Here is a 23,316-nt window from a genome sequence, read left to right on the forward strand (position 1 = left end):
CAGCTTAACCACCTGCCATGACACGCAAAATCCTCGTTACCTCCGCCCTGCCCTATGCCAACGGCAGCATCCACCTCGGCCACATGGTCGAGCACATCCAAACCGACATCTGGGTGCGCTTCCAAAAACTGCGCGGCCACGACTGCCGCTACTGCTGCGCCGACGACACCCACGGCACGCCGGTAATGCTGGCGGCGCAAAAACTGGGCGTGCAGCCCGAAGACATGATTGCGCGCGTGCGCGAAGAGCATCTGGCCGACTTTACCGGCTTTCTCATCGGCTACGACAACTACTACTCCACCCACTCACCTGAAAACAAAGAGCTTTCCGAAAAAATCTACCTCGCTCTGAAAGCCAACGGCAAAATCGAAAGCCGCACCATCGAGCAGCTTTTCGACCCCGAAAAACAAATGTTCCTGCCCGACCGCTTCGTCAAAGGCGAATGCCCCAAATGCCACGCCGCCGACCAATACGGCGACAACTGCGAAGTGTGCGGCACCACTTATTCCCCCACCGAACTCATCAAACCCTACTCCGCCGTATCGGGCGCAACGCCGGTACTCAAAGAATCCGAACACTTTTTCTTCAAACTCGGCGAGTGCGCCGATTATTTGAAACAATGGACATCGGGCAGTACCACCCTTTCAGACGGCCGCGTGCAGCCGCATTTGCAGCCCGAAGCCTTAAATAAAATGAACGAATGGCTGGGCAAAGACGGCGAAACCGCGCTTTCCGACTGGGACATCTCGCGCGACGCGCCCTATTTCGGCTTTGAAATCCCCGGCGCGCCGGGCAAATATTTTTATGTGTGGCTCGATGCGCCCGTAGGCTATATGGCTTCGTTTAAAAACCTGTGCAGCCGCATCGGCATTGAGTTTGACGACTATTTCCGCGCCGACTCCGACACCGAGATGTACCACTTTATCGGCAAAGACATCCTGTATTTCCACGCCCTTTTCTGGCCGGCGATGCTGCATTTCTCCGGCCACCGCGCCCCCACAGGCGTATTCGCCCACGGCTTTTTAACCGTGGACGGCCAAAAAATGTCCAAATCACGCGGCACGTTTATCACCGCCAAATCCTATTTGGAACAAAAACTAAACCCCGAATGGATGCGCTACTACATCGCCGCCAAGCTCAACAGCAAAATCGAAGACATCGACTTAAACCTGCAAGACTTCATCTCGCGCGTCAACAGCGATTTGGTCGGCAAATACGTCAACATCGCCGCCCGCGCATCCGGTTTCATCACCAAACGTTTTGAAGGCCGTCTGGAAGACGTATCGGGCAGCGAGCTGCTGGCCAAACTCGCCGCCGAGAGCGAAACCATCGCCGCCGCCTACGAAGAGCGCGAATACGCCCGCGCCCTGCGCGACATCATGGCGCTGGCCGACGCGGTAAACGAATACACCGACGCCAACAAGCCGTGGGAACTGGCCAAGCAGGAAGGCCAGGAAGCGCGCCTGCATGAAGTGTGCAGCGAGCTGATTAACGCCTTTGCTGTGTTGAGCGTGTATCTCGCGCCCGTGTTACCGCGTGTTGCCGAACAGGCCGCCGCGTTTTTGAACATTCCCGCACTTTCATGGAACATGGCCGCGCAAACCCTGCCCGCAGGCCACGCCATCAACAAATACGAACATTTAATGCAACGAGTGGAGCAAACCCAAGTGGACAACTTAATCGAAGCCAACAAACAAAGCATTCAGGCTGCCGCCGCGCCCGCCGAAGCCGAGAGCCAATACGAAAAAGTCGCCGAACAGGCATCGTTTGACGACTTTGTCAAAATCGACATGCGCGTGGCCAAAGTCATCAACTGCGAAGCCGTAGAAGGCAGCACCAAGCTTTTGAAATTCGACCTTGATTTCGGCTTTGAAAAACGCGTTATCTTCTCCGGCATCGCCGCCAGCTACCCGAATCCGAGCGAACTCAACGGCCGCATGGTGATTGCCGTAGCCAACTTCGCCCCGCGCAAAATGGCCAAATTCGGCGTATCCGAAGGCATGATTCTCTCCGCCGCCACCGCCGACGGAAAATTGAAACTCTTGGACGTGGACGCAGGCGCACAGCCGGGGGATAAAGTGGGTTAAACCGCCGCTTTTCATACCAAAGGCCGTCTGAAACCTCAAACAGGGTTTCAGACGGCCTTTGCTTGCCAAACAGATTCGGGCTTTACCGAAAATGAGCTTTCAGACGGCCTATTGCTGCCGCGCCGCCTTTTCCGCCAGTCCCGACAAACCCTGCCGCCGCGCCAACTCGTTTACCACGTCTTCCGCCCGCAGGCCGTGCGCCGAAAGCAGTACCATGCAGTGAAACCACAAATCGGCCGTTTCGTAAACCAAATGCGCCTTGTCGCCGTCTTTCGCCGCCATCAGCACCTCGCCCGCCTCTTCGATCACTTTTTTCAAAATCTTGTCGCCGCCCTTGTGAAAAAGCTGCGCCACATAAGAGCTTTCCGGGTCTGCACCCTTGCGCGAGTCGATAACGTTTTGGATTTCGTCGAGAATACCGCTGTTCATTGTTTCTGCTCCTGTTTGGAAAACCGGTTTGAGGCCGTCTGAAAGCCATATTTCAGTTTTCAGACGGCCTTTTGTCTGATTTAGCGACGGTCTGCGCCGCCGTAGATTTCCGCTTCGTCTTTGATAACCGCATCCGCCGTCTGCCAGACGCCGTCGCGCCATACTTTGTAAAAGCAGCTCTCCCGCCCCGTGTGGCATGCGATGCCGCCGTTTTGCTCGATCCGCATCACCACAGCATCGCCGTCGCAATCGAGCCGCAGCTCGTGCACCTTCTGCGTGTGGCCGGAAGATTCGCCCTTCATCCACTGCTTTTGCCGCGAACGGCTGTAATAATGCGCGTAGCCCGTGGCCGCAGTCTGCGCCAGCGCCTCGGCGTTCATCCACGCCACCATCAGCACCCTCCCGCTCTGCCAGTCCTGCGCCACCGCGCACACCAGCCCGTCCGCACCGAATTTCACGCCCTGCAATACTGCTTCGTCCATCTGCTTTTCCTTTTATCAAACCCAAACCGCCCGAACGTTTCAGAAACATCATTCCCGCATAGGCGGGAACGGCCTTTCGGGTCAACCGGCTGTCACATCCGAGCCCGCACATTATGCCAACAATGGCCGCAGGCAAAAAGGCCGTCTGAAAACGAAACTTCAGCCCCAAGCGTTTTCAGACGGCCTCCAATCCATATTAAAATAAAGCCAAACCACAAACCGCCCGCAAACCATGTCCAAAAAAATCCTCATCATTTCCCCCAGCTGGATAGGCGACTGCGTCATGACCCAGCCGCTCTACCGCCGCCTGCACCAGCTTCATCCCGGCTGCACCATCGACGTGTTCGCGCCCAAATGGTCAATGGCCGTATTCGAGCGTATGCCCGAAATAAACGAAATCATCGAAAACCCCTTCGGCCACGGCGCGTTGCAGCTCAAAAAACGCTGGCGGCTCGGCCGCGAACTCGGACGGCGCGGCTACGACCAAGTCATCGTATTGCCCGGTTCGCTCAAATCCGCCGTCATCGCGCTGGCCACCGGCATCAGGCAGCGCACGGGCTATGTGGGAGAATCGCGTTATTTTCTCCTAAACGACATCCGCAAACTCGACAAAGCCGCCCTACCCCTGATGGTCGACCGCTACACCGCCCTCGCCCACCCTACCCAAGCCGACTTCAACGGCCATTCCGACAACCCGCGTTTTGCCATCGACCCCGCAAGCCGCCAAGCCGCCCTCGCCGCGCACGGCCTTAACACGGGTAAACCCGTTATCGCCTTCTGCCCCGGCGCGGAATACGGCCCGGCCAAACGCTGGCCTGCGCGCCATTTCGCCGAACTCGGCCGCCGTTATCTCGCGCAGGGTTGGCAGGTTTGGCTGTTCGGCTCGCAAAAAGACTTCCCCATCGCCGAAGAAATCAACGCCCTTTCAGACGGCCTCTGCACCAATCTTTGCGGCAAAACCAGTCTCTCCGAAGCCATCGACCTGCTCTCCTGCGCCGACACCGTAATCTGCAACGACAGCGGCCTGATGCACCTGGCCGCCGCGCTCGACAGAAAACTTGTCGCCGCCTACGGCTCGTCCAGCCCCGACCACACGCCGCCCCTAAGCCCGAAAGCCAAAATCGTCAGCCTGAACCTCGACTGCTCGCCCTGTTTCAAACGCGAATGCCCGCTGGGGCACACCGACTGTCTGAACAAACTCACGCCCGATATGGTGCGAAACGCAGCCGAAGAATTGGCGGAAGAAAACAAGGCCGTCTGAACGGACTTCTTGAAAACAATATAGACCATGCAGCAAAAGGCCGTCTGAAAGCATATCTTCCGCCCGAACACTTAGGAAACCGCTTGTTAACTTCGTTGGAACTTCACTTTCAGACGGCCTTTTTATGCCCATATGCCATATTTTTAAAACATGCCGCGCTAAAAACCATACACAGCGGCAAAATATCCCACAAAACAAAAGAAGCATTTCTTTTACTCTTTTTCATTCCCCGTTCCGAAAACGGCATCTTTTCCGAAAAAATCATCACTTCCACATCCGATTTCTGCCGTAAACAATCAAAAACAAACCCCATCATGCATTTTGCCGGGACGCCGTGCTTAAAAACGGTATAATGCGGCAAAAATTCCAACAGTTTCCGCCCAAGCCGATATGCAAAACAGAGCGGAACACATAACAAACCAGCACAACGGAGCAAATAATGACCCCCACCAGCCATCTGGTTCGCGACGAAATCCGCGCCATGTCGGCCTATGCCGTCGCCGCCGTGCCCGAAGACTGCATCAAGCTCGACGCCATGGAGCTGCCCTGCCGTTTTCCCGACGACATGATGCGGGAGCTGGCGCAAGAGCTGGCGCAGGCGCAGATCAACCGCTATCCCGCGCCCGACGCCTGCGGGGTACCCGAACTGCTGCGCGACACCTTCGCCATTCCCGATGCGGCGCAGATTGCCTTGGGCAACGGCTCGGACGAACTGATCCAACTCCTGCCGCTGCTTTTGGCCAAACCGGGCGCGAAAATGCTGGCACTCGAACCAAGTTTTGTCATGTACCGCCACAACGCGGCGCTGGCGGGCATGGAATACGTCGGCGTGCCGCTGAACGGTGATTTCACGCTCAACCTGCCCGCCGTGCTGGCCGCGCTGGAAACCCACCGCCCCGCCCTGGTTTTTCTCGCCTATCCGAACAACCCGACGGGCGTGCGTTTTGCGCGGGAAGAAGTACAGGCGGTTATCGACGCCGCGCCGGGCGTGGTGGTGGTTGACGAAGCATACGGCGCGTTCAGCGGCGACAGTTTCCTGCCGCAGGCGGGCGGCGAGGAAAAGCTGGTAGTGCTGCGCACGCTGAGCAAAATCGGTTTTGCCGGGCTGCGGCTGGGCTATGCCTGCGGCCATCCGTCGCTGATGGGCGAGCTGGCGAAAATCGTGCCGCCCTACAATATGAACCGCCTGAGCCTGACCGCCGCCGCTTTCGCCCTGCGCCGCTACGGCTGGGTGGCTAAGCAGATAGTGTCTTTAAAAGAAGAACGCGCGCGCCTGAGCGAAGCACTCGCCCGCCTGCCGCAGGTGCGCGTTTTCCCCAGCGAAGCCAACTTCGTCACCGCGCGCGTGCCCGATGCGGCGGCGGTATACGAAGCGCTGAAAGCGCACAATATTTTGATTAAAAAGCTGCACGGCTCGCATCCGCTGCTCGAACAGTGCCTGAGATTCACCGTCGGTTCGCCCGAGCAGAACCGTCAGGTTTCCAACGTTTTGCAAACACTTTTTTGATTTGAAAGGTCAAACCATGGATAAAAAAACCATCCGCACCGAAAACTTCCTGCGCCTCGTCGAAGAAGCGGGCAGCGTGTCCAAACTCGCCCGCGCCGCAGGCTATGCCAAACCCGCCTCGCTGCACCAGCTGCGCGCCCGCCTGAACAAAGAAGGCGAAAACGGACGCGGCATCTCCCACGTGCTCGCCGCCAAGCTGGAAAAAAGCATGGGCAAACCCAAAGGCTGGATGGACAGACGCCATCCCGAGAAAAAAGCAAAAGACACCACCTCGCAGGAAGCCGTTCAGACGGCCTTGGCCGAACAGACCGTGCAGGCCGCGCCCTTTGCCGCCCGCGAAGGCGACCGCGTCGTCACCGTCACCCGCAACACCAGCGAAACCCAAATCACCCTCACCCTGAACCTCGACGGCACAGGCAAAGGCCTCTTCGATACCGGCGTGCCCTTCCTCGAACACATGCTCGACCAAATCGCCCGCCACGGCATGATCGATCTCGACATCACCTGCAAAGGCGACACCCACATCGACGACCACCACACCGTCGAAGACATCGGCATCACCCTCGGCCAGGCGCTGAAACAGGCGCTGGGCGACAAAACCGGCATCCGCCGCTACGGCCATGCCTACGTCCCGCTCGACGAAGCATTGAGCCGCGTCGTCCTCGACCTCTCCGGCCGCCCCGGCCTCGTGTACAACGTCGATTTCGTCCGCGCCCTCATCGGCCGCTTTGATGTCGACCTGTTTGAAGAATTCTTCCACGGCCTCGTCAACCACAGCATGATGACCCTGCACATCGACAACCTCAGCGGCAACAACGCCCACCACCAGGCCGAAACCCTGTTCAAAGCCTTCGGCCGCGCCCTGCGCATGGCGGTGGAGTTTGACGAACGCATGGCCGGGAAAATGCCTTCCACAAAAGGCACGCTCACCGATTAGGCTTATTTAAAACACCGTCCCAACCGCCTGACCCGTCCTCCGGAGCAGGCGGTTTGTCCGCCGGTTCAAACCTTATTCCGTTTTTTCAGACGGCCTCCAACCCGCATCCGCACACCCGTTCAGGCCGTCTGAAAACACAACGTTTCGTTTCAAAGATACAAAAAACACAAAGGACACCAGCCATGAAAATAGCCGTCGTCGATTACGGCATGGGCAACCTCCATTCCGTTGCCGGCTCCGTGCGCGAAGCCGCCCGCATCAGCGGCGCAAACGTGCAAATCCTGCTCACCGGCCGGGCCGAAGAAGTGGCCGCCGCCGACAAAATCATCTTCCCCGGCCAGGGCGCGATGCCCGACTGCATGGCCGCCCTGCAACAGAGCGGCTTGGGTGAAGCCCTGTCCGACGCCCTGAAAAACAAACCCTTCTTCGGCATCTGCGTCGGCGCGCAGCTGCTGTTCGAGCGCAGCGAAGAAGGCGACACACCCGGCCTGGGCTGGTTTGCCGGCACCGTCGAGCGCTTTTCAGACGGCCTCACAGACGCGGCGGGAGGCCGTCTGAAAATACCGCACATGGGCTGGAACACCGTGCACCAGACGCAGCCGCATCCCCTGTTCGCAGGCATCCCGCAGGATACGCATTTCTATTTCGTCCACAGCTACCGCTTCGCCCCCGCCGATCCGTCGGTCGTCCTCGCCACCAGCAGCTATCCCGACCCCTTCCCCTGCATCGTCGGTCGCGACAACGTGTTCGCCACCCAGTTCCACACCGAAAAAAGCCACAACGCCGGCCTCACCCTGCTGAGTAATTTTTTACACTGGAATGGATAATTTGTGTAAAATGCGCTTTACATGCAGCCGCCATACCCCGCGTTTTGAGGACAAAGGCCGTCTGAAAGCGCAATCCCAACGAAATTAAAAAGCGTTGTGCCGCGCTTTGCCACCCAATAAAGGAAAAACCATGCTGCTCGTTCCCGCCATCGATTTGAAAGACGGAAGCTGCGTGCGCCTGCGCCGCGGCCTGATGGAAGAAGCCACCGTATTTTCCGATGATCCCGCGCACACCGCGCGGCACTGGCTGCAACAGGGCGCGCGCAGGCTGCATCTTGTCGATTTGAACGGCGCATTCGCGGGCGAACCGAAAAACTTCCCCGCCATCAAAGAAATCCTGGCGGCTGTGGCGGCGGACATTCCCGTCCAACTCGGCGGCGGCATCCGCGATCTGGCCACCATCGAAAAATACCTCGCCCTCGGCCTGAACGACGTCATCATCGGCACGGCGGCGGCGAAAAACCCCGATTTCGTGCGCGAAGCCTGCAAAGAATTTCCCGGCCGCATCATCGTCGGCCTCGACGCCAAAGACGGCAATGTCGCCGTTGACGGCTGGGCAACGCTCACCGGCCTCGACGCCGCCGAACTGGGCAGGCGCTTTGCCGGCGACGGCATCAACTCCGTCATCTACACCGACATCGGCCGCGACGGCATGATGAGCGGCATCAACATCGAAGCCACCGTCCGCCTGGCCGAAGCCATAGGCATCCCTGTTACCGCATCGGGCGGACTCACCGGCTTGGACGACATCCGCGCCCTGTGCGCCGCAGAAAGCAGGGGCGTCACCGCCGCCATTACCGGCCGCGCCATTTACGAAGGCAGCATCGATTTCGCCCAAGCGCAAAAGCTGGCAGACGAGCTGTCGCAAACCGTTTGACACACCGCGCCCGCAGCAGGCGCACACCGACAACACAAAATAAAAGGGATTAAAAATGTTAGAAGCATTCGTTTTAGGATTTTGGATGATCTGGTCGGCCGACCGCGACATTTACGCGCTGTCGGAAAGCCTCGGCTTTATGATTATCGCCGTCATCATCCGCGGCTTCATGTCCATGACCCTGCCGGCGATGGACGGCATATGGGTGGCGGAAATCGGCGTGCAGTGGATATACGTCGCACTGGTGCTCACCGCCGTCAACCGCCTGTCCAACAGCTTTGCCTCCACCCTCGCCATTTCCGTTATCGGCTCGCTCGGCTTTTACTGGCTCTCCCAGCCCGAACACATGAAAAGCATCCTGTCCCCCTTCGTTTCCTAACCCTCAGGCCGCCCCCCGACGGACGGCCTGTTTTTTTCGCAAGGAAGCACAGCATGGCACTGAGCAAACGCATCATCCCCTGCCTCGACGTCAAAGACGGCCGCGTCGTCAAAGGCGTCAACTTCGTCGGCCTGCGCGACGCGGGCAACCCCGTCGACATCGCCAAACGCTACAACGACGAAGGCGCCGACGAAATCGCCTTCCTCGACATCACCGCCTCCTCCGACAACCGCGACACCTTCCTCCACGTCATCGAAGCCGTGGCCGAACAAGTCTTCATCCCCCTCACCGTCGGCGGCGGCGTGCGCAGCGTCGCCGACATACGCCGCCTGCTCAACGCCGGCGCCGACAAAGTCAGCATCAACACCGCCGCCGTCACCAACCCCGGCCTGATTGACGAAGCCGCAGGCTTTTTCGGCTCGCAGGCCATCGTCGCCGCCCTCGATGCCAAAGCCGTCAACCCCGACAACAGCCGCTGGGAAATCTTCACCCACGGCGGCCGCACCCCCACCGGCCTCGACGCCATCGAATGGGCGCGCGAAATGCAGCGGCGCGGCGCGGGCGAAATCCTGCTCACCAGCATGGACAGAGACGGCACCAAACAAGGCTTCAACCTGCCGCTCACCCGCTCCGTCAGCGAAGCCGTCGGCATCCCCGTCATCGCCTCAGGCGGCGTCGGCAGCATCGCCCACCTCGTCGAAGGCATCACCGAAGGCAAAGCCGACGCCGTCCTGGCCGCCAGCATCTTCCACTTCGGCGAAGCCACCGTCCGCGAAGCGAAAGAAGCCATGCGCGCGGCAGGTATCGAAGTTCGCCTGTAAAATCCCGCATACCGAGCGCTGTCAGACGGCCCCATCCATCAAGGCCGTCTGAAAGCGCTTTTTCCTTCTTCAGACGGCCTCCCGTTTGGAGCGGCACGCACCCTGTGGCAGAATGGCCATCCGCAAAACACACCCCAAGGAAAAAACATGATCCGCAAAACCGCCGCCTGCCTGGCCGCCGCCCTCCTTCTGGCCGCCTGCGATTCCGATGCCGACAAAATCGGCGACGCCAGCACCGTCTTCCGCATCCTCGGCAAAAACGACCGCATCGAAATCGAAGCCTTCGACGACGAAGACGTCAAAGGCGTCACCTGCTACCTCTCCTACGCCAAAAAAGGCGGCCTCAAAGAAGCCGTCAACCTCGAAGAAGACGCCAGCGACGCCTCCGTCTCCTGCGTGCAGACCGCCCCCGCCGTCGAATTTTCCGAACAGGCCGTGCTCAAACCCAGACAAATCTTCCGCCGCAGCGCCAGCTTCGCCTTCAAAAGCACGCAAATCATGCGCTACTACGACCCCAAACGCAAAGCCTTCGCCTACATGGTATACAGCGACAAAATCATCCAAGGCTCGCCGAAAAACTCCCTCAGCGCCCTCTCCTGCTACGGCGCGGCCGCCGCCCCGCAGGCCGCCCCCGCAGGCCGCGAAACCGTCGGCGCCTGCATCATCCAACCCGCCCCGCAGCGCTGACCCTCCCGCTGCAAAAGGCCGTCTGAAAACAAAGCTCCAACCAAGTTAAAGCACCGTTTCAGACGGCCTCAAAGCAAAGAAAACCCGCAAATCCGATTCACTGCAAACTGTGGCACACAGCGTTTCAGACGGCCTTAACAACGGTAAACCATACGGCTCTGCCGCACAACTGACTTTTCAGACGGTCTTCAAACAGCCGTCCAGGCCGGGAATCGATGTCCGACCTACCGAACCCCGTTTCAGGCTGCCCAAAAAAGAAAAAAACATGCCCCGTTTCACCCAATCCGCCCTCACCGCCCCAGATACCCTCACCGTCAAAATCAGCCTGCGCCACCTGCGCAGCGCAGCCGCCTTTGCCGAGCGCATCGCCCAAGTCCTGTCCTTCCCCCGACCCTGTCCCAATGCCGACGCGCTGGACGACCTGATGCGCGATTTGGCATGGCAGTCTGAAAGCCGTATCCGCATCCGCTTTGAACACCTGCGCGAACTACACAACCAAACCCCCGCCCTCGCCCGCCAAATCGCCGACCATTTCGCCATATGGCGCGAATACCGGCAGCAGCCGCGCTGCGGCAAAACCGTCTCCATCCATTTTTAACTTTAAAGCAGCCTGAAAATGCCCATCCGCAAATTCACCCGCAACAGCGCAGACAGCGAACACTACGACTACTGCGCCCGCCACTGCTACCCCGTTATCATCCTCGCCAATCTCGATGCCGAACACTGCACCCTGTTCTACGACATCACCGAGCGCGATTGCGACATCGCCACCGTCTCCGCCGCCGTGCGCCGAATCGCCGAAGCCTACGCCGAACTCTACGACCTGCCCGCCCATATCCGCGAGCGCTTCGCCGACCAGACCTATTATTTCAATGTCCCCGTGCGCCGCGAACACGCCGAATACGCCGCCGACGCGCTGTTTGACTATTTGCTGCGGCAGATTCGGGCAGCCTGAAAGCCGTCTGAAAACACTTTCAGGCTGCCTTTCAGACGGCATCCAAAGCAGCCTGCGGGCTACGCTTGCTCATGCAAAAATTACCTGCTCATACACACCCAGCGGAAAAAAGAGAGCCGCAAGAATTTCTTAATCAATTGAGGGACGATAAATGATAAACAAAGACGATTTAGTATTTTTTGAAGAAAATGGCTTTGAAGTTTGTTTGGAAAAAAAGAAATCAAAATTAACCATGCATGATATAGAAAGAGACGTTTTTTCTTGGGGCTGTACTAGATAAGCAGTCATGTCAGACTGCAAAAATGAAGATAACCCGTTGTAAACTAAAAAAGAGTATTCAAAAGAAACTGCTTCAGTTTTTTGTACTCGAAGTTACTGCCCGTTCAGCAGCTGATTTATTGGGCATCCACCCTAATTCGGCAGTGCTGTTTTACCGCAAGATTCGCGAAGTCATCAGCCATCATCTTTCACTCGGTTCGGTTCGGTTCGGTTGCCATAATTGCGTCCTAGTGTCGGGAAATTGTAAAAACAAGCGGCGGCTTCTAACACATCATTGTGCCAAGTACAAGAGATTCCATAAAAAGGCCGTCTGAAAGCGTTGCGCTGTGCTTTCAGACGGCCTTTTTGCCGCGTTTTATTTGCCGATGCAAAAGCGCGAGAAAATCACGCCGAGCAGGTCGTCGGCGGTGAATTCGCCGGTGATTTCGCTGCACGCGGCTTGTGCGAGGCGCAGGTGTTCGGCCATTAATTCAATCTGGCCGCTGCCGCACAGGGCGGCGTTGTCCAATTCGCTTTGCGCGGTTTCGAGGGCGTGGGTGTGGCGGCGGCGGGCGAGGAACAGGCCTTCGCTTTCGCCCTGCCAGCCGATTTGCTGCAACAGCGCCTGTTTGAGCAAATCAAGTCCCGCGCCGGTTTTGGCGGAAAGGGCAATCAGCGTGTCCGCGCCGCTCTCAAGCGTGAGGCCGTCTGAAAGACTCGGCGCGGTGCCTGCGAGGTCGATTTTGTTGTGCACTTCGATTTTTTTCAGATTCGGCGGCAGCGCGGCGAGGATGTCGCGCGTTTTTTGGTTCAAACCTTCGGCCGGGTCGATGAGAATCAGGGCGACATCGGCTTCGGCAAGGGCTTTGCCGCTGCGCTCGATGCCGATTTTTTCTACGGTGTCGTCGGTGTCGCGCAGGCCGGCGGTGTCGGTGATGTGTACGGGGATGCCGTCAAGGGTGATTTGTTCGCGCACGGTGTCGCGCGTGGTGCCGGCGATGTCGGTAACGATGGCGATGTCGTCGCCCGCCAGTGCGTTGAGCAGGCTGGATTTGCCGACGTTCGGCGCGCCCACCAGCACCACGTTCATGCCCTCGCGCAACACCGCGCCCTGCTGCGCCTGCGCCAACACGGTTTTCAGACGGCCTTGCAAACCGGCCAGCCTGCCGCGTGCGTCGGCGGCTTCGAGAAAGTCGATGTCTTCTTCGGGAAAATCGAGCGTGGCTTCCACCAGCATCCGCAGCGTGATGAGTTCGTCCACCAGCGCGTGAATGTGTTGCGAAAACGCGCCTTTGAGCGAGCGCACGGCCATGCGGGCGGCGGACTGGCTGGACGCATCAATCAAATCGGCCACGCTTTCGGCCTGCGCCAAGTCGAGTTTGTTGTTGAGAAAGGCGCGTTTGGTAAATTCGCCCGGCTCTGCCAGCCGCGCGCCGAGTTCCAAACAGCGCGAGAGCAACATCTGCATGACAACCGGCCCGCCGTGACCTTGCAATTCGATCACGTCTTCGCCGGTGAAGCTGGCGGGCGCGGCGAAATAGAGCATCAGGCCGCTGTCGATGGCGCGGTTTTCGGCATCGAGAAAATCGGTGTAAAGGGCAAGGCGCGGCTTGGGCGTTTTACCGCCGCTGATTTGCTGCGCCAGCGGCAGCAGGTTTTTGCCGGAAATGCGGATTACGCCCACGCCGCCGCGCCCGGGGGCGGTGGCGACGGCGGCGATGGTGGGGGATGGGGTGTGGGTCATGCGGGGGCTTTCGTTTGGGGTTCAGACGGCCTTTTTTGGCGGGATGAGTCCGTCTGAAATATAGTGAGTCAAAATAAAAAAGATACAAGGCAGCAAGCCGCAGACAGTACAGGTAGTACGGGGCAGGTTTACTTGGCATTTTTAATGCCTTAGCAAACCGCCCTCTTCGAGCTAAGGCGCAGCAACGCCGTAGATTTTTTATTTTGGCTCACTATACGTTTTCAGACGGCCTGATGCTCACCGGCAGGGCTGCGGGTTTACCAGCCGACGGTAACGCCGTATTCGCCGAGCAGGTTTTGCAGGCGGTCGAACAGTTCGGCGCGGGCTTCGAGCTGCCATTGTTTTTGCAGGTCGATTTCGCCCAGCGCGCCGTCGTTGCGGTAGCGCACGCGCAGGGGGATGCCGCCTGTGTCGCGGCGGTATTCGCCGAGCAGGGCGGCGAGGGCGGCGGCGTCGCTGCCGGGGCGCACGGTGAGGGTGAGGTTTCTGGCGTATTTTTCGCGTGCCATCTGCAAGGTCATGACCTGGTTGGCCATAATCCGCAGGCCGTCGCTGCCGCCGTAGTCGTCGCGGCTGACTTTGGATTCGATAATCAGCACTTGGTCGGCTTTGAGGTGGCCGGCGCAGTTTTCCAGCGTTTGGCCGCTGATGAGGATTTCGACTTGGCCGCTTTGGTCTTCGAGGGTGGCGAAGGCGATTTTGCCGCGTTTGCCCATCATGGTGCGCACGGCGGTAACGAAGCCGGACAGCCGTACGCTCTCTTGCGGTTTCAGACGGCCTAGGCGCGTGGGGGCGATTTGGCGCACTTCTTCGGCGTAGGGGCCGAAGGGGTGGCCGGAGAGGTAGAAGCCGATGACGGTTTTTTCTTCGGCGAGTTTCTCCGATTCGCTCCATGCGGGCGCGTCGGCAAGCTGCACCGGTTCGATGGCGTCTTCCATCATGTCAAACAGCCCGCCCTGATTGGCATTGGCGGCTTTTTGGTCGGCGTTGTTCATGGCAAGGTCGATGTTTGCCAAGAGCATGGCGCGGTTGGGTTCGATACTGTCGAACGCGCCGCCGCGTATCAGGGCTTCGAGGGTGCGGCGGTTCATGTGTTCTTTGCCGACACGCTCGCAGAAGTCCAACAGACCGGTAAACTTGCCGCCGCCTTGTCGCGCGGCGATGATGGATTCGACGGCGGCTTCGCCCGTGCCTTTAATCGCGCCGAGTGCGTAGCGGATTTTCATGTTCGGATACGGCGTGAAGCGGTAGTCGGATTCGTTGATGTCGGGCGGCAGGAACTCGATGCCGTTGGCGCGGCAGTCGTCGTAGAAATGTTTGAGCTGGTCGGTGTTGTCCAATTCGGACGACATGGTGGCGGCCATAAACTCGGCCGGGTAGTGGGCTTTGAGCCAGGCCGTCTGATAGGAAATCAGGGCGTAGGCGGCGGCGTGGGATTTGTTGAAACCGTAGCCGGCGAATTTTTCCATGTAGTTGAAGATTTCGTCGGATTTTTCGCGCGAAATGCCCTGTTTGGCCGCGCCTTCGGCGAAGATTTCGCGGTGTTTCACCATTTCTTCGGGCTTTTTCTTACCCATCGCGCGGCGCAGCAAATCCGCGCCACCGAGCGAGTAGCCGCCGATAATCTGCGCCGCCTGCATCACTTGTTCCTGATACACCATGATGCCGTAGGTCGGCTCGAGAATCGAAGCCAGCAGCGGATGGATGTATTCGAATTTTTCGCCTTTCATGCGGGCGACGAAATCGGGAATGTTGTCCATCGGGCCGGGGCGGTAGAGCGATACGAAGGCAATCAGTTCTTCAAATTTGGTGGTGTGCGCCGTTTTCAGCATTTTTTTCATGCCGGTGGATTCAAACTGGAATACGGCGGTGGTGTTGGCATCGCGGAAAATCTGATAGGCGGCCTGGTCGTCGAGCGCGATTTTGCCTACATCAACGATGTCGCCCGTGGTGTTTTTGATGTTTTCCTGCGCCATTTCGATGATGGTGAGGTTGCGTAAGCCCAAGAAGTCGAATTTCACCAAGCCCACGTCTTCCACGTCGCCTTTGTCGTACATCGACACGGGCGAGGCAGATTCGTCGGCCTGATACACGGGGCTGTAATCGGAAATTTTGCCCGGCGCGATGAGCACGCCGCCCGCGTGCATGCCCAAGCCGCGCGTGAGGTCTTCGAGTTTTTTCGCCAGCGTGATGAGTTCGTCCGCCTCTTCGGCTTCGATAAGTTCCTGAATCTGCGGCTCGGCTTCCATCGCCTTGTCGAGGCTCAAAGGTTTGTTGGCTTCCAGCGGAATCAGCTTCGAGAGTTTGTCGCACAGGGTAAACGGCAGCTCCAACACGCGCCCCACGTCGCGGATTACCGCCTTGGACGACATCGTGCCGAAGGTAACAATCTGGCTCACCGCTTCCGCGCCGTATTTGTCGCGCACATATTCGATCACGCGGCCGCGGTTGGACTGGCAGAAATCCACGTCGAAGTCGGGCATGGACACGCGTTCGGGGTTCAAAAAACGCTCAAACAGCAGCGCGTATTTCAGCGGGTCGAGGTCGGTAATCTTTAAGGAATAGGCCACCAGCGAACCCGCGCCCGAGCCGCGACCCGGCCCTACGGGGCAGCCGTGCGTTTTTGCCCAGTTGATAAAGTCTTGTACGATAAGGAAATAGCCGGGGAACTTCATCTGAATGATGATGTTCAGCTCAAAATCCAGCCGCGCCTGATATTCGGGCATTTTCGCCGCGCGTTCGGCCTCGTCGGGATAAAGCTGCGCCATGCGCTCCTGCAAACCTTCGTTGGAGAGCTTGACCAGATAATCGTCGAGCGACAGGCCGTCGGGCGTGGGAAACAGCGGCAGGAAGTTTTTGCCCAAAGTGATGTGCAGATTGCAGCGTTTGGCGATTTCCACCGAGTTTTCCAAGGCTTCGGGCAAATCGGCGAAACGCTCGATCATGGTTTCGGGCGGAAGGAAAAACTGGCCGGACGTAAACTCGCGCGGACGTTTTTTATCGGTGAGCACCCAGCCGCCGGCGATGCACACGCGCGCCTCGTGCGCGTTAAAGTCGCCCTCGCTCATAAACTGCGCCGGATGCGTCGCCACCACCGGCAGCCCCAATTCCTCCGCCAGCTTCACGCTGCCCGATACCGACGCTTCCCATTCCGGCCGTTCGGGCAGGCGTTGCAGCTCCAAATAAAACGCGTTCGGAAACCAAGCCGCGTATTTCAAGGCCGCCGCACGCGCCGCGTCTTCATGCCCGTTCATCAGGTTCGCGCCCACTTCGCCCAAATGCGCGCCCGAAAGGCAGATCAGGCCGCTGTTGTCGCCCTCGGAGAGCCATTCGGGATTTAGCTCGGCATGGTGCAGATTGCGGTCTTTGCCGACATAGGCCGCCGTCAAAAGCTCGCTCAAGCGCAGATAACCGGCCTCGTTGCGGATAATCAGCATCGCGCGGAAAGGCTTGTCGGGCGACTCGGGGTTGCCGATCCACACGTCCGCCGCACCAATCGGCTTGATGCCCGCGCTGCGGCAGGCTTTGTAGAATTTCACCAAGCCAAACTCGTTCATCAAATCGCTGATGCCCAGTGCAGGCAGGCCGTATTCCTGCGCCTTTTTAACCACTTCTTTGATACGCACCATGCCGTCGGTAATCGAAAACTCGGTGTGCAGGCGCAGGGGGATGTAGGCGGGCTGGTTCATGGCGGTTCGGCGGGGGAAACAAAGAAAGCGCGCATTATATAACAGGCCGTCTGAAACGGTTTCAGACGGCCTGAGGGCAGGCAAATCAGGAGGCCGTCTGAAAACGGAGAGACGTTTGTTTTCAGACAGCCTCAAACCTATGCCGAACGTGTTTGGCGGATCGGCTGCAAAGGCAAAAAGGCCGTCTGAAAATGTTGTTCCAACGAAGTCGAAACTTTTCAGACGGCCTCCGACGCATTCCGCATCTGTCAGCTTTGCTCTTTCAGGCTGAGCAGATGGCGGCGGGTGGCGAGCCAGGCGCCCGCGATGCCCAGCGCAATCACAATGGCGAACACGGCCAGCCATTCGGCGGGACGGAAAAAGCGCCAGACGATGTCGATGCCGTAGGGGCGGAAAATCTGCACCACCAGCGGGCGGGTGGCGGCAATCAGCCAGCCGCACAGGCCGAGGCTGACGGCGGAGGCAATCACGCTCTGCAAGGCGGCCAGATAAAGGAAGGGGCGGCGGATAAAGGACGCGGGTGCGCCGAGCAGGCGGGCGATTTCGATTTCTTCTTTGCGCGCGAGGATTTGCAGGCGGATGGTGTTGTGTGCCACCAAAACGAAAGCCACGCTGAGGGTGACGGACAAAAAGGCGAGTATCTGCCGCACGAGGCTGTCGATGCGGTAAAGCGTTTGCAGCCATTCGGTGTCCAGCCGCGCAGACTCGACCATCGGCAGCTTGGCAAGCTCCTGTTGCAGGGCTTCGGTCTCGGCGGGCGTGCCCGTTTTCGGTGTGACGACGAACACGTCGGGCAGCGGGTTGTCGTCGAGTATGGAAACGATGTCTTCCCCGCCCATGCTGTTTTTCAACTCGTCCAAACCCTGCGCCTTGCCGACAAACTCGCTTTTGGCGACGCGCTTATCGGCGGCGAGCAGCTCTTTCACGGCGGCGCTGTCGGCTTCGGCGGCAGACGTTTCCATATAGAGCGTAATCTGCGGCGTTTCGCTCATTTTGCCCAGCACGGCGCGGCTGCTCTCTATGCCCAGATACAGGGCAAGCGGCAGGGTCATGGCAACGGCCAGCATCAGCAGGATGAGCAGGGTGGCGACGGGCTGGCGCAACAGGCTGCGGGCGGCGTTTTTCGCGGCATCGAGATGGAGGGCGGCGTAAGTCATGCGGCGAACCTGCCTTCCTGTAAGCGCAGAATGCGGTGGCCGTAGTCGGCCATCAGGGTTTCGTCGTGGGCGGCGACAATGACGGTGGTACCCGCTTCGTGGAAGGTTTTGAAGAGTTCCATAATGTCCAGCGCGTAGGCGCGGTCGAGGTTGGCGGAAGGTTCGTCGGCAATCAGCAGGCCGGGTTGGTGGACGACGGCGCGGGCGATGCACAGGCGCTGCTGCTCGCCGCCCGAAAGCGTGACCGGATCGGCGGCTTCGCGTCCGCCCAATCCCACTTTTTCAATGGCCACCCGCGCCCGCTTTTCCGCTTCGGCACGGCCGTAGCCCGCGATTTGCAGCGGCAGCAGCACGTTTTGCAGCACGTTGCGGTCGAACAGGATTTTGTGGTCTTGGAAAACGATGCCGATGTGCTGGCGCATAAAGCCCGCCTGATCGTCGTTCAGACGGCCTGTGTCCTGCCCGTTGATCCACACGCGGCCTTCGCTGGGGCGCGTGATGCCCGCAATCAGTTTGAGCACGGTGGACTTGCCCGCGCCCGAATGCCCGGCCACAAAAATCATCTCGCCCTTGCCGATGCTGAAGCTGACGTTTTTCAAAGCCTGAAAGCCGCCGCGGTAGGTTTTGGAAACTTGTTCGAAACGTATCATGTCGCAATGCGTCCGTTGTCGGAAAGAAGCGCGGATTATAGCCGAAACGGATAAAGGCCGTCTGAAAGCGCGTAAGGCGGTTTTCAGACGGCCTTCCGGTAAAGAAATTGATGCAGGCGGGCAAATACAGTAAACTGCCACCATTAAAAAAATTTATGGTAATGCAGAATGAAAGCTGCTTTTGAAATCAAATCCGCCCGCACCGACGCACTCGCCGTGCATCTGGACAGCGCGGATGCGGCGGCGGTGGGCGCGGCGCTCGACAAGTGCGCCGCGCAATACCGCGAGCTGAACCTGCCGCTGATTCTCGATATGCAGGCCTTCCGTCCGGCCGCCGTGGACCTCCCCGCGCTGTTGGCCGTTTTCCGCTCGCGCCGCCTGCCGGTGGCCGCGCTGCGCCACAGCGACGAAACCTGGGCGAAAATCGCCGCCGTCAACGGTGTGGCGTTCAGCCCCGCAGGCAGGCACGCCCCGACCGACACCGCCGACGCGCCGGCTCCCGCGCCGCAGGCGTCCGCTCGCGAAACCGCCCCTGCCAAACCGGCCGGTCACCCGACGGTGTTCGTTGCCGAACCCGTGCGCACCGGCCAGCAGGTTTACGCCGAAAACGCCGATCTGATCGTCACCGGCATGGTGAGCGAAGGCGCGGAGCTGATTGCCGACGGCAACATCCACATCTATGCCCCGATGCGCGGCCGCGCGCTGGCCGGGGCGAAAGGCCGCCGCGACGCACGCATCTTCATCCATTCCATGCAGGCCGAATTGGTGTCCATCGCCGGCATCTACCGCAACTTCGAGCAGAAGCTGCCTGCACACTTGGACAGACACCCCGTCCAAATATACCTTCACGAAGACCGTTTGGTCATCGCGGCCATAGACGCATAGCGGCTGCCGTATCATTTTTCACCTCCGAAACCCAAAAAAGGAAACACCGTGGCAAAAATCATTGTTGTAACTTCGGGCAAAGGCGGCGTGGGCAAAACCACCACCTCCGCCAGCATCGCATCCGGTCTCGCCCTGCGCGGCCACAAAACCGCCGTTATCGACTTCGACGTCGGCCTGCGCAACCTCGACCTCATCATGGGCTGCGAACGCCGCGTCGTTTACGACCTCATCAACGTCATCCAGGGCGAAGCCACCCTCAACCAGGCACTCATCAAAGACAAACACTGCGACAAGCTCTTCATCCTGCCCGCCTCGCAAACCCGCGACAAAGACGCCCTCACCCGCGAAGGCGTGGAAAAAGTGCTCGACACGCTCACCGGCGAAATGGGCTTCGAATACGTCATCTGCGACTCCCCCGCCGGCATCGAAACCGGCGCGCTGATGGCGCTCTACTTCGCCGACGAAGCCATCGTCACCACCAACCCCGAAGTCTCCAGCGTGCGCGACTCCGACCGCATTCTGGGCATTTTGCAGAGCAAATCGCGCAAAGCCGAACAGGGCGGCCGCGTCAAAGAACACCTGCTCGTCACCCGCTACTCGCCCGAACGCGTGGAAAAAGGCGAAATGCTGTCGGTGCAGGACATCACCGACATCCTGCGCATCCCGCTTTTGGGCGTGATTCCCGAATCGCAAAACGTTTTGCAGGCATCCAACGCCGGCACCCCCGTCATCCACCAGCCCGACGCCGTCGCCGCCGAAGCCTACAAAGACGTCATCGCCCGCCTCTTGGGAGAAAACCGCGAAATGCGCTTCCTCGAAGCCGAGAAAAAAGGCTTCTTCCAACGCATCTTCGGAGGTTGATATGTCGCTGATTGATATGCTGTTCGGCAAAAAACAGAAATCCGCCGAAGTTGCCCGCGACCGTCTGCAGATCATCATCGCGCAGGAGCGCGTCAAAGCGCAGGCGCCCGACTATCTGCCCACCCTGCAAAAAGAGCTGCTGGAAGTGCTGTCGAAATACGTCAACGTATCGCTCGACGACATCCGCATCTCGCAGGAAAAACAAGACGGCCTCGACGTGCTCGAACTGAACATCACCCTGCCCGACCAACAGAAAAAGGCATAACCCATGACCCTGACCGAATTGCGCTACATCGTTGCCGTGGCACAAGAGCGCCACTTCGGCAGGGCGGCGCAGCGCTGCCACGTCAGCCAGCCCACCCTGTCCATCGCCATAAAAAAGCTGGAAGAAGAGCTGGCCGTATCCCTGTTCGACCGCAGCAGCAACGAAGTCATCACCACCGAAGCGGGCGAGCGCATCGTCGCCCAAGCCCGCCGCGTGCTCGACGAAGCCGACGTCATCCGCCGCCTGGCCAGCGAAGAGCAGAACGAATTGGACGGCACCTTCAAGCTCGGCCTCATCTTCACCGTCGCCCCCTACCTGCTGCCCAAGCTCATCCTGTCGCTGCGCGACATCGCGCCCAACATGCCGCTGATGCTCGAAGAAAACTACACCCACATGCTCACCGAAGCCCTCAAACGCGGCGAACTCGACGCCATCGTCGTTGCCGAACCGTTTCAGGAAGCCGGCATCGTCACCGAGCAGCTTTACAGCGAACCCTTCTTCGTCATCGTTCCCAAAGGCCATCCGTTCGAAGAACTCGACGCCGTCACCCAGTACGAGCTGGCGCAGGAACAAGTGCTGCTGCTCACCGAAGGCAACTGCATGCGCGACAACGTACTCGACAACTGCAACGAGTTGGCCGCCAAACAAAAAATCAACGGCCTGGCCAACACCCTGCAAGGCAGCTCCATCAACACCATCCGCCACATGGTTGCCAGCGGCCTGGCCATCAGCGTCCTGCCCGCCACCGCCCTCACCGAAAACGACCACATGCTGTTCAGCATCATCCCGTTTGCCGGCGAAGCCCCCAGCAGGCGCGTCGTCCTCGCCTACCGCCGCAACTTCGTGCGCCCCAAAGCCCTCACCGCCATCCGCAGCGCCGTTATCGGCTCGCAGCTGGCCGGCGTCACCTTCGCCGCCGCATAACACAGGCAGAAGGCCGTCTGAAAACCCTTTTCAGACGGCCTCCTCCCCCCATCCCCTTAGGAAAACACATGACCGAACAAGAACTCCAAGACCTCGAACGCATGGTTGCCGTTGCCGTCGAAGCCCTCGACGACATCAAAGGCAAAGACATCTCCGTCCTCGAAACCCAAGGCAAAACCTCCCTCTTCGCCCGAATGATCATCGCCAGCGGCGACAGCACCCGCCAAGTCAAAGCCCTCGCCAACAACGTTGCCGTGCGCCTGAAAGAAGCCGGCTTCGAAATCCTCGGCAGCGAAGGCGAAAGCGGCGAATGGTCGCTCGTTGACGCGGGCGACCTCGTCGTCCACGTCATGCAGCCGGCCGTCCGCGATTTCTACGACATCGACACCCTGTGGGGCGGCGAAAAACCCGAATTCCACAACGGCGCCGCCAAACCCTGGCACACCGCAGACTGACCCGCCTGCCGCCAAACGCAGAGGCCGTCTGAAACCCACAAAAGGTTTCAGACGGCCTCAAAGCCAAAGAAAGCATCCCAAAATGAAAACAACCGTCCTGACAACCGCCCTGGCCGCACTCACATTGGCCGCCCTGCCCGCCGCAGGCGCGGAAGAAAACGCCAACCGCCGCGCCTGCCGCCTCGGCGCCGAGCTGTTCTACATCATCAACGATGCCGCCATCAACGGCCAAACCGAACAACAGGCCATGAGCCGCGCCGAAAACGCCGTCACACAGAAATTCCCCGGCGCGGGACAAGAACTCTACCACCGCCTGCGCGATTCCGGCCACCTCGCCCAAAAATTCAGAGAGATGAAATCCTTCGACCAAACGGCAGACAAAAACATCGGCACAGCAGACAAATTGCGGCGCAACAAAGAATCCTACGCCCAAGCCCTGCAAAAATGCGCGGCGGAAAACTGACGCCCGAATGCCGCTCCGCACACACTGAGGCCGTCTGAAACCCCGTTTTCAGACGGCCTCAACTGTTATGACGCTTGTTACACGCCTTCCCGATACGCCCGCGCCGTTTCCAGATAGGTTTGCGCCGAGCGCTGCAAAAACGTCCGTTCCGCATCGGTGAGCGGCCGCGCGGCTTTGGCGGGCGAACCGGTATAGAGGAAACCGCTTTCGAGGCGTTTGCGCGGCGGCACGAGGCTGCCCGCGCCGAGTATCACTTCGTCTTCGATCACCGCGTCGTCCAGCACGATTGCGCCCATGCCGATCAGCACGCGGCTGCCGATAGTGCAGCCGTGCAGCACGGCGCGGTGGCCGACGGTGACATCTTCGCCCAACACCAGCGGCGAGCCGTCGGGTTTGGCAGCAGACGCGCCGGAAACGTGCAGCACGCTGCCGTCCTGAATATTGCTGCGCGCGCCGACGCGGATAAAGTTCACGTCGCCGCGCAACACGGCAAACGGCCACACCGACACGCCGTCGCCCAGCTCCACGCGGCCGACCACCACGGCGGCGGGGTCGATGTAAACGTCGGCGGCAAGCTGCGGCAGGTGGTTGCGGAAGGGGCGGATATTGTCCATTTTCGGTTTCCTGTTTAAAAGGGCTACGGGCGGCCATTGTAGCAAAAGGCCGTCTGAAAAGATTTCAGACGGCCTTTCTGCCTTTGATGCGGCAACCGGTTT

At 59.4% G+C, this 23,316-nt stretch carries 26 protein-coding genes and 1 pseudogene; 19 read left to right on the plus strand and 8 right to left on the minus strand.

The window, feature by feature from the left end; genetic code table 11:
* The first annotated feature begins 17 nt into the window (after positions 1–17).
* Positions 18–2,087, plus strand: a complete 2,070-nt coding sequence (metG, locus tag CGZ77_RS01145) for a methionine--tRNA ligase (RefSeq protein WP_009425994.1) — start codon at positions 18–20, stop codon at positions 2,085–2,087.
* A 108-nt stretch (positions 2,088–2,195) separates the two neighbouring features.
* Here the strand turns inward: metG and CGZ77_RS01150 are convergent, their stop codons facing one another.
* On the minus strand, positions 2,196–2,516 hold the full coding sequence (locus CGZ77_RS01150; RefSeq protein WP_009425993.1) for a phosphoribosyl-ATP diphosphatase: 321 nt from the start codon (positions 2,514–2,516) through the stop codon (positions 2,196–2,198).
* Between the two features lie 80 nt (positions 2,517–2,596).
* Positions 2,597–2,998, minus strand: a complete 402-nt coding sequence (gene hisI, locus CGZ77_RS01155; RefSeq protein WP_009425992.1) for a phosphoribosyl-AMP cyclohydrolase — start codon at positions 2,996–2,998, stop codon at positions 2,597–2,599.
* Between the two features lie 232 nt (positions 2,999–3,230).
* Here hisI and waaF point away from each other — a divergent pair, with 232 nt between their 5' ends.
* Positions 3,231–4,259 carry a lipopolysaccharide heptosyltransferase II gene (gene waaF, locus CGZ77_RS01160; RefSeq protein ID WP_009425991.1) on the plus strand — a complete coding sequence of 343 codons (1,029 nt, stop codon included), beginning with the start codon at positions 3,231–3,233 and terminating at the stop codon, positions 4,257–4,259.
* A gap of 109 nt (positions 4,260–4,368) precedes the next feature.
* Here waaF and CGZ77_RS11895 read toward each other — a convergent pair whose 3' ends face one another.
* A complete protein-coding gene (locus CGZ77_RS11895) occupies positions 4,369–4,629 on the minus strand; it encodes a hypothetical protein (protein WP_157058121.1) in 261 nt (86 codons plus the stop codon).
* A gap of 69 nt (positions 4,630–4,698) precedes the next feature.
* On the opposite strand from CGZ77_RS11895, the gene hisC reads away from it, so the two are divergent.
* The 11 genes and pseudogenes from hisC to CGZ77_RS01215 form a co-directional block, all read left to right on the plus strand.
* Positions 4,699–5,766 (plus strand): histidinol-phosphate transaminase, encoded by a 1,068-nt coding sequence (gene hisC, locus CGZ77_RS01170; RefSeq protein WP_009425989.1) that lies wholly within the window; start codon positions 4,699–4,701, stop codon positions 5,764–5,766.
* A gap of 16 nt (positions 5,767–5,782) precedes the next feature.
* Entirely contained in the window at positions 5,783–6,703 is a 921-nt protein-coding gene (hisB, locus tag CGZ77_RS01175) for an imidazoleglycerol-phosphate dehydratase HisB (RefSeq protein WP_009425988.1), read from the plus strand.
* 182 nt (positions 6,704–6,885) lie between these two features.
* Complete coding sequence (gene hisH, locus CGZ77_RS01180) at positions 6,886–7,530, plus strand: imidazole glycerol phosphate synthase subunit HisH (RefSeq protein ID WP_009425987.1); 645 nt, start codon at positions 6,886–6,888, stop codon at positions 7,528–7,530.
* A gap of 130 nt (positions 7,531–7,660) precedes the next feature.
* On the plus strand, positions 7,661–8,407 hold the full coding sequence (gene hisA / locus CGZ77_RS01185; RefSeq protein WP_009425986.1) for a 1-(5-phosphoribosyl)-5-[(5-phosphoribosylamino)methylideneamino]imidazole-4-carboxamide isomerase: 747 nt from the start codon (positions 7,661–7,663) through the stop codon (positions 8,405–8,407).
* Positions 8,408–8,462: 55 nt separating this feature from the next.
* On the plus strand, positions 8,463–8,786 hold the full coding sequence (locus CGZ77_RS01190) for a hypothetical protein (protein WP_009425985.1): 324 nt from the start codon (positions 8,463–8,465) through the stop codon (positions 8,784–8,786).
* A 53-nt stretch (positions 8,787–8,839) separates the two neighbouring features.
* Complete coding sequence (gene hisF / locus CGZ77_RS01195; RefSeq protein ID WP_009425984.1) at positions 8,840–9,607, plus strand: imidazole glycerol phosphate synthase subunit HisF; 768 nt, start codon at positions 8,840–8,842, stop codon at positions 9,605–9,607.
* A gap of 147 nt (positions 9,608–9,754) precedes the next feature.
* Positions 9,755–10,294, plus strand: a complete 540-nt coding sequence (locus CGZ77_RS01200; protein WP_009425983.1) for a CreA family protein — start codon at positions 9,755–9,757, stop codon at positions 10,292–10,294.
* A gap of 265 nt (positions 10,295–10,559) precedes the next feature.
* The gene (locus CGZ77_RS01205; protein WP_036495991.1) at positions 10,560–10,892 is read left to right on the plus strand and encodes a barstar family protein; all 333 of its coding nucleotides are present in this window, start codon (positions 10,560–10,562) and stop codon (positions 10,890–10,892) included.
* Between the two features lie 18 nt (positions 10,893–10,910).
* Positions 10,911–11,249, plus strand: coding sequence for a hypothetical protein (locus CGZ77_RS01210; protein WP_036495989.1), 339 nt, complete (start codon positions 10,911–10,913; stop codon positions 11,247–11,249).
* 151 nt (positions 11,250–11,400) lie between these two features.
* Positions 11,401–11,529, plus strand: coding sequence for a hypothetical protein (locus CGZ77_RS12580; protein WP_255377875.1), 129 nt, complete (start codon positions 11,401–11,403; stop codon positions 11,527–11,529).
* A gap of 22 nt (positions 11,530–11,551) precedes the next feature.
* Positions 11,552–11,722: pseudogene (locus CGZ77_RS01215) on the plus strand (IS1595 family transposase); the annotation flags it as partial.
* Between the two features lie 161 nt (positions 11,723–11,883).
* Here the strand turns inward: CGZ77_RS01215 and mnmE are convergent.
* The 4 genes from mnmE to CGZ77_RS01235 all read right to left on the minus strand — a co-directional run bounded on the left by mnmE (position 11,884) and on the right by CGZ77_RS01235 (position 18,747).
* On the minus strand, positions 11,884–13,251 hold the full coding sequence (gene mnmE, locus CGZ77_RS01220) for a tRNA uridine-5-carboxymethylaminomethyl(34) synthesis GTPase MnmE (protein ID WP_009426404.1): 1,368 nt from the start codon (positions 13,249–13,251) through the stop codon (positions 11,884–11,886).
* A gap of 257 nt (positions 13,252–13,508) precedes the next feature.
* Positions 13,509–16,940, minus strand: a complete 3,432-nt coding sequence (gene dnaE / locus CGZ77_RS01225; RefSeq protein ID WP_009426403.1) for a DNA polymerase III subunit alpha — start codon at positions 16,938–16,940, stop codon at positions 13,509–13,511.
* A 248-nt stretch (positions 16,941–17,188) separates the two neighbouring features.
* The gene (gene ftsX, locus CGZ77_RS01230; protein ID WP_009426402.1) at positions 17,189–18,097 is read right to left on the minus strand and encodes a permease-like cell division protein FtsX; all 909 of its coding nucleotides are present in this window, start codon (positions 18,095–18,097) and stop codon (positions 17,189–17,191) included.
* Positions 18,094–18,747: a cell division ATP-binding protein FtsE gene (locus CGZ77_RS01235; RefSeq protein ID WP_009426401.1), complete on the minus strand. Its 654-nt coding sequence runs from the start codon at positions 18,745–18,747 to the stop codon at positions 18,094–18,096. Before CGZ77_RS01235 ends, ftsX begins: the two co-directional genes overlap by 4 nt.
* Positions 18,748–18,915: 168 nt before the next feature.
* Between CGZ77_RS01235 and minC the strand changes: the two genes are divergently transcribed.
* The 6 genes from minC (at position 18,916) to CGZ77_RS01265 (ending at position 22,600) form a co-directional block, all read left to right on the plus strand.
* Entirely contained in the window at positions 18,916–19,632 is a 717-nt protein-coding gene (gene minC / locus CGZ77_RS01240) for a septum site-determining protein MinC (RefSeq protein ID WP_009426400.1), read from the plus strand.
* Between the two features lie 48 nt (positions 19,633–19,680).
* Positions 19,681–20,493 carry a septum site-determining protein MinD gene (gene minD / locus CGZ77_RS01245; protein ID WP_009426399.1) on the plus strand — a complete coding sequence of 271 codons (813 nt, stop codon included), beginning with the start codon at positions 19,681–19,683 and terminating at the stop codon, positions 20,491–20,493.
* Position 20,494: 1 nt separating this feature from the next.
* Positions 20,495–20,758, plus strand: coding sequence for a cell division topological specificity factor MinE (minE, locus tag CGZ77_RS01250; RefSeq protein ID WP_009426398.1), 264 nt, complete (start codon positions 20,495–20,497; stop codon positions 20,756–20,758).
* Between the two features lie 3 nt (positions 20,759–20,761).
* The gene (locus CGZ77_RS01255; RefSeq protein WP_009426397.1) at positions 20,762–21,682 is read left to right on the plus strand and encodes a LysR substrate-binding domain-containing protein; all 921 of its coding nucleotides are present in this window, start codon (positions 20,762–20,764) and stop codon (positions 21,680–21,682) included.
* 68 nt (positions 21,683–21,750) lie between these two features.
* The gene (gene rsfS, locus CGZ77_RS01260; RefSeq protein WP_009426396.1) at positions 21,751–22,137 is read left to right on the plus strand and encodes a ribosome silencing factor; all 387 of its coding nucleotides are present in this window, start codon (positions 21,751–21,753) and stop codon (positions 22,135–22,137) included.
* Between the two features lie 82 nt (positions 22,138–22,219).
* Positions 22,220–22,600, plus strand: a complete 381-nt coding sequence (locus CGZ77_RS01265) for a hypothetical protein (protein ID WP_009426395.1) — start codon at positions 22,220–22,222, stop codon at positions 22,598–22,600.
* A gap of 77 nt (positions 22,601–22,677) precedes the next feature.
* Here CGZ77_RS01265 and CGZ77_RS01270 read toward each other — a convergent pair whose 3' ends face one another.
* Entirely contained in the window at positions 22,678–23,214 is a 537-nt protein-coding gene (locus CGZ77_RS01270) for a gamma carbonic anhydrase family protein (protein WP_036496204.1), read from the minus strand.
* Positions 23,215–23,316 lie beyond the last annotated feature (102 nt).

The organism is Neisseria sp. KEM232, assembly GCF_002237445.1.
Classification (GTDB): Bacteria; Pseudomonadota; Gammaproteobacteria; order Burkholderiales; family Neisseriaceae; genus Neisseria.

Excerpts from the sequence above, each read along its gene's own strand:
- hisC (WP_009425989.1), top strand. The coding sequence starts at position 4,699 with ATGACCCCCACCAGCCATCTGGTTCGCGACGAAATCCGCGCCATGTCG.
- CGZ77_RS01270 (WP_036496204.1), bottom strand. The coding sequence starts at position 23,214 with ATGGACAATATCCGCCCCTTCCGCAACCACCTGCCGCAGCTTGCCGCC.
- CGZ77_RS01265 (WP_009426395.1), top strand. The coding sequence starts at position 22,220 with ATGAAAACAACCGTCCTGACAACCGCCCTGGCCGCACTCACATTGGCC.
- mnmE (WP_009426404.1), bottom strand. The coding sequence starts at position 13,251 with ATGACCCACACCCCATCCCCCACCATCGCCGCCGTCGCCACCGCCCCC.
- CGZ77_RS01205 (WP_036495991.1), top strand. The coding sequence starts at position 10,560 with ATGCCCCGTTTCACCCAATCCGCCCTCACCGCCCCAGATACCCTCACC.
- CGZ77_RS01190 (WP_009425985.1), top strand. The coding sequence starts at position 8,463 with ATGTTAGAAGCATTCGTTTTAGGATTTTGGATGATCTGGTCGGCCGAC.
- CGZ77_RS01255 (WP_009426397.1), top strand. The coding sequence starts at position 20,762 with ATGACCCTGACCGAATTGCGCTACATCGTTGCCGTGGCACAAGAGCGC.
- hisA (WP_009425986.1), top strand. The coding sequence starts at position 7,661 with ATGCTGCTCGTTCCCGCCATCGATTTGAAAGACGGAAGCTGCGTGCGC.
- CGZ77_RS01150 (WP_009425993.1), bottom strand. The coding sequence starts at position 2,516 with ATGAACAGCGGTATTCTCGACGAAATCCAAAACGTTATCGACTCGCGC.
- dnaE (WP_009426403.1), bottom strand. The coding sequence starts at position 16,940 with ATGAACCAGCCCGCCTACATCCCCCTGCGCCTGCACACCGAGTTTTCG.
- CGZ77_RS01235 (WP_009426401.1), bottom strand. The coding sequence starts at position 18,747 with ATGATACGTTTCGAACAAGTTTCCAAAACCTACCGCGGCGGCTTTCAG.
- minC (WP_009426400.1), top strand. The coding sequence starts at position 18,916 with ATGAAAGCTGCTTTTGAAATCAAATCCGCCCGCACCGACGCACTCGCC.
- metG (WP_009425994.1), top strand. The coding sequence starts at position 18 with ATGACACGCAAAATCCTCGTTACCTCCGCCCTGCCCTATGCCAACGGC.
- rsfS (WP_009426396.1), top strand. The coding sequence starts at position 21,751 with ATGACCGAACAAGAACTCCAAGACCTCGAACGCATGGTTGCCGTTGCC.
- CGZ77_RS01200 (WP_009425983.1), top strand. The coding sequence starts at position 9,755 with ATGATCCGCAAAACCGCCGCCTGCCTGGCCGCCGCCCTCCTTCTGGCC.
- waaF (WP_009425991.1), top strand. The coding sequence starts at position 3,231 with ATGTCCAAAAAAATCCTCATCATTTCCCCCAGCTGGATAGGCGACTGC.
- CGZ77_RS01210 (WP_036495989.1), top strand. The coding sequence starts at position 10,911 with ATGCCCATCCGCAAATTCACCCGCAACAGCGCAGACAGCGAACACTAC.
- ftsX (WP_009426402.1), bottom strand. The coding sequence starts at position 18,097 with ATGACTTACGCCGCCCTCCATCTCGATGCCGCGAAAAACGCCGCCCGC.
- hisB (WP_009425988.1), top strand. The coding sequence starts at position 5,783 with ATGGATAAAAAAACCATCCGCACCGAAAACTTCCTGCGCCTCGTCGAA.
- CGZ77_RS12580 (WP_255377875.1), top strand. The coding sequence starts at position 11,401 with ATGATAAACAAAGACGATTTAGTATTTTTTGAAGAAAATGGCTTTGAA.
- hisH (WP_009425987.1), top strand. The coding sequence starts at position 6,886 with ATGAAAATAGCCGTCGTCGATTACGGCATGGGCAACCTCCATTCCGTT.
- minE (WP_009426398.1), top strand. The coding sequence starts at position 20,495 with ATGTCGCTGATTGATATGCTGTTCGGCAAAAAACAGAAATCCGCCGAA.
- hisF (WP_009425984.1), top strand. The coding sequence starts at position 8,840 with ATGGCACTGAGCAAACGCATCATCCCCTGCCTCGACGTCAAAGACGGC.
- hisI (WP_009425992.1), bottom strand. The coding sequence starts at position 2,998 with ATGGACGAAGCAGTATTGCAGGGCGTGAAATTCGGTGCGGACGGGCTG.